Origin of the sequence: Paraburkholderia sp. (genome assembly GCF_034668105.1) — a bacterium.
Taxonomy (GTDB): Bacteria; Pseudomonadota; Gammaproteobacteria; order Burkholderiales; family Burkholderiaceae; genus Paraburkholderia.
The window spans coordinates 1-4,897 of record NZ_JAXDPY010000528.1; the positions used below are offsets into that span (position 1 = coordinate 1).

Here is a 4,897-nt window from a genome sequence, read left to right on the forward strand (position 1 = left end):
CGGTCTATCTGCGCGACGTCGCCTACGTGCATCGCGGCGCGCCACCGCAGACGAACGCGGTGCTGGTGAAAGGCAAGCAGTCGGTGCTGATCCAGATCTTCAAGAGCGGCAACGCTTCGACACTCGCCGTGGTGGCAGGCATCAAGCAGGCGCTGCCCGGCATTATCCGGACGCTGCCGGCGGGCGTGAAGATCACGCCGCTCAACGATGCCTCAGGATTCGTGCGCGATTCGGTTCAGGAAGTGGTTCAGGAGATGATCACCGCAGCGATCCTGACAGGGCTGACGGTGCTGCTCTTTCTCGGCAGTTGGCGTTCGACGTTGATCGTCGCGACTTCGATTCCGCTCGCGATCCTGTCTTCGATCCTGGTGCTGCACTATACCGGGCAGACGATCAATGTCATGACGCTTGGCGGATTAGCGCTCGCGGTCGGTATTCTGGTCGACGACGCGACCGTCATGATCGAAAACATCGACTCCCATCTCGAAGGGGGTGCCGAGCTGGAGCAGGGAATCATTACGGCGGCAAACCAGATCGTTGTGCCGACGCTCGTCGCAACACTGTGCATCTGTATTGTCTGGCTGCCGTTGTTCCAGCTGGACGGCATCTCAGGGTATCTGTTCCGTCCGCTTGCCGAAGCCATCATCTTTGCGATGATCGCCTCGTTCATTCTCTCGCGCACGCTGGTGCCGACCATGGCCGCATGGCTGCTGCGCGGCCAGGTGAAATCTCACGGGCATGGGCATGAACACAACGCCAATGCTGGCTTCTTCACCCGCTTTCAGCGGCGCTTCGAGCGGGGTTTCACGCACTTTCGCGAGCAATACCGGGACGTGCTGACCGCCGCCGTGCTGCATCGCAAGCGCTTCATCCTGTGCTTCGTTGCGTTTGCGCTCGCGTCGATGAGTCTGCTCGCGTTCCTCGGCCGTGACTTCTTCCCAAGCATCAAGTCGGGCGAAATCGATATGCACATGCGTGCACCGATCGGTACGCGGCTTGAAGATGCGTCGAAGATCGCGGTGCTCGCCAATAGCGAAATCCGCAAGATTCTGCCGGGCCAGGTCTCCAATCTGGTCGACAACTGCGGCCTGCCCTCCAGCAGTCTCAACCTCGCCTATACCTCTGACGGCACGATCGGTCCGCAAGATTGCGACATTACGATCACGCTGAAGAACGAACAGTCGCCTGTGGACGATTACCGGTTCAAGCTGCGCCGCGAACTGCCCAAGCTGTTTCCCGGCACGGTGTTTACCTTCCTGCCCGGCGACATCACGGCCAAGATCCTGAACTTCGGCCTGCCCGCGCCAATCGACGTGCAGGTCTCGGGCCGCGCACAAGTGCAGAACATGGCCTTCGCGCAGACGCTTGCTGCACGCATCCGCAAGATTCCAGGCGCTGCCGACGTCAACATTCAACAGGCGTTCAATGAACCCACTATCAAGGTTACCGCGGATCGTTCGCTTGCCTCCGGTATGAACCTGTCCGAAGCCAACATCGCGAACAACGCGCTTGCGACGCTGTCCGGCAGCGGACAGACGGCGCCGACATACTGGCTCGACACGACCAACGGCGTCTCGCACCTGGTCAACATGCAGACGCCGCAAGACCAGCTCGCGTCGATGAACGACCTCGAGACGATTCCGATCGACGGAGGCAACGGCGGCAAGGCAGGTGGACCGCAGCCGCAATTGCTCGGCGCACTCGGCACCATCACGCAAACCGGCACGCCGCTGCTGGTCTCTCACTACAGCATCCTGCCGTCGATTGATATCTACGTCAGCAACCAGGGGCGCGACCTCGGCGCGGTCTACGATCAGGTCGAACAGGTCGTGAAGGAGATGAATGCGCAGGTCCCGCATGGCGCGAGCGTGCACGTGCGCGGCCAGGCGACGACGATGAACAGCGCGTACGCGCAACTTCTGGGAGGACTGGCGCTTTCCGTGCTGCTGGTTTATCTCGTGATCGTCGTCAACTTCCAGTCATGGCTCGACCCTTTCATCATCATCACGGCACTGCCAGGGGCGCTCGCCGGCATCGTCTGGAGCCTGTTTCTGACCCATACGACCGGTTCAGTGCCTGCGCTGACGGGCGCCATCATGTGCATGGGCACCGCGACGGCCAACTCGATCCTGGTCGTCTCATATGCCCGCGAGCGCCTCGCGGAACACGGTGATGCGATCGCCGCGGCCATCGAAGCCGGCTACGCCCGGATCCGCCCGGTTTTGATGACGGCCCTCGCCATGATCATCGGCATGCTCCCGATGTCCATGAGCAACACTCAAAACGCACCGCTCGGACGCGCGGTCATTGGTGGACTTCTCGTTGCGACGTTCGCCACTTTGCTCTTTGTTCCCTGCGTGTTCGCGATGATGCATCGCAACGACAAAAATGCCACGGAGTCTCATGTATGAACGTAAATCGCGAAGTTGCGGCTCCGAGCCGAATCGGACCCAAATTGTCCGCTGCGATCGCCGCCCTTGTTCTTGCCGGCCTGGTTGTCCACGGGATCGTCGAACGCCACGACAATGTCACCGCCCTCGAATCGGTCTCCGACGAAGAGTCCGTACCGCAGGTTCAGGTGATGTCGCCCATGTCGGGGCCCGCCACGCGATCGGTCACGCTGCCCGGCAACATCAAGGCCTGGTACACCGCCCCGATCTATGCGCAGGTTTCGGGCTACGTGCACAAGTGGTACGTGGATTACGGCGCGTTCGTCAAAGCCGGTACGTTGCTCGCCACGATCGACGCGCCTACCGTCGACGAGCAGTACCAGACGGCGGTCGCGAATCTCGACGTGGCGAAAACCAACGGCGCGCTTGCCGACGTGACGGCGAAGCGCTGGAAATCGCTTGCGGGTACGGAAGCCGTCGCGCAAGAAGAAGTGGACGTGAAAGTCGCGGATGCCGCAGCGAAGCAGGCTCAAGTGCTGGCAGCCCAGCATGACCTCGCACGCTACCACGCGCTGGAGGGGTTCAAGAATATCGTCGCGCCTTTCGACGGCGTCGTCACCTCGCGCGACACGGACGTCGGCAACTATGTGGACGCCGCGGGCGGTGACGTCAGTTCCCGGGGCACGGCGGATGAGCTGTTCTCGGTTGCGGATGTCCACAAGATGCGGCTCTTCGTTTCCGTGCCGCAGGACTATGCGGACATGCTGAAGCCGGGCCTCGAGGCGACCTTCACGCTGGCCCAGTATCCGGGCCGTGAGTTCAAGGCGACGCTCCTGACCACCGCGAATGCGTTCAACCCGCAGACGCGCACCGTGGTCACGGAACTGGTGGCTGACAACCCGGATCATCAGCTCTGGCCAGGCACCTACGCGACGGTCCGGTTTGACGTGCCCACCAACCAGAGCGTGCTCGTCGTGCCCGAACAGGCGCTGCTGTTCCGCGACCAGGGCATGCAGCTGGCGATCATCGATGCGGATAACCGGGTGCACCTCCAGAACGTCAAGCTGGGGCTGAATCTTGGCCAGAACGTTCAAGTGCTCTCCGGCCTGAAACCCACCGACCGCTTCGTCGCCAATCCTTCGGCGGGCACCCTCGAGGGCGAGAAAGTGCAAGTCGTCAGCGGCGTACCGGGCGTCGCGCCGCAAGCGCAAGTCCAAACTGCGGCAGCTGAGCCGGCGCATTCAGGCGGGACGCCGCAAGGCAACGCCGCAGCAGCCACGAGCGAGCCGAAATGATGCGTTACTTCAATCCTCGTTGCCGTCTTGCCGTCGCCACGGTCTTGATGCTGCTCGGTCCGCTTGCCGGATGCAGTCTTGCGCCGACCTATGCGCCGCCGCACATGGCGCTGCCCGCCAGCTACAAGGGAACGGGGCCCTTCGCGCTCGCGAATCCGGGAGCGCAGCTCACGCAGGGTGACTGGTGGACCATGTTCGGCGACGCACAACTCAATCGTCTCGAAGCAAGCCTGAATGCCGCCAACCCCGATCTTCAGGCGGCTGAAGAGACCTATACCCAGGCGCGGGATATCGTGGGCGAGGCCCGTTCGCAGCTGTTTCCGCAGTTGAGCGCGCAGAGTTATGCAACGCAGAACCGCGAATCCGAGCACCGCTTGTTCCGCGCCAGCGCAGGCGGCCCGAGTGAGGAAGCTTCGCTCGGCTATCAGGCGGCCTTGTCGTGGGAGCCGGACTTCTGGGGCGAGATCCGGAATCGGACGAATTACGCGAAGTTCAATGCCCAGGCCACTGCCGCGATGGTGGCATCAGCACGCTTGAGCCTGGAAATCGAATTGGCCAACGACTATATGGCGCTGCGCGGGCTCGACTCGCAGCATGCGGTCTATACGAAAACGCTCGCCTATTACGACGAAGCGCTCAAGATCACGAAGCTGCGTTTTGCGGGGAAGATTGCGGCAGGTCTCGACGTCGAGCGGGCTCAGAACCAGCTCTCCTCGGCACAGGCGGCCGATACCGACATAGAGGCACAGCGCGGCGTGCTCGAACACGCGATCGCCGTGCTCGCCGGCGACAATCCGTCGACCTTCAGTCTGCCCGTCGAAGGATTGGCATCGCTGGCGACGCCCAGCATTCCGGTGGGCGTGCCCTCCGCCCTGCTGCAACGGCGCCCCGATATCGCCCAGTCCGAGCGGCAAATGGCGGCGGAAAACGCGGCGATCGGCGTGGCGCGCGCGGCGTTCTACCCGAACATTCAGTTGAGCGCCAATGCGGGCTTCGAGGACGACGCCTTCGGCGGCCTCGCTTCCCTGCCCAACAGCCTCTGGTCGATCGGCGCATCGGCCGTGCTGCCGCTGTTCGAGGGCGGCCTGCGCAGAGCGGAGGAACAGCAGAGCAAGTCGGCGTTCACGCAGGCTGTAGACACTTACCGCGCAACTGCGCTGCAGGCGTTTCGCGAGGTCGAAGACCAGCTCGTGCTGACCAACAGTCTCGTCA

General features: G+C 62.7%; 3 protein-coding genes. All 3 read left to right on the forward strand.

Going from position 1 to position 4,897, the window contains the following annotated elements:
- On the forward strand, positions 1-2,411 hold a 2,411-nt coding region (locus QOC89_RS23585; protein ID WP_323047226.1), incomplete at its 5' end, for an efflux RND transporter permease subunit.
- 44 nt (positions 2,412-2,455) lie between these two features.
- On the forward strand, positions 2,456-3,685 hold the full coding sequence (locus tag QOC89_RS23590) for an efflux RND transporter periplasmic adaptor subunit (RefSeq protein ID WP_323047227.1): 1,230 nt from the start codon (positions 2,456-2,458) through the stop codon (positions 3,683-3,685).
- Positions 3,682-4,897, forward strand: a 1,216-nt coding sequence (locus tag QOC89_RS23595) for an efflux transporter outer membrane subunit (protein WP_323047228.1), incomplete at its 3' end; no start/stop codon positions are given. The genes QOC89_RS23590 and QOC89_RS23595, both read left to right, overlap by 4 nt.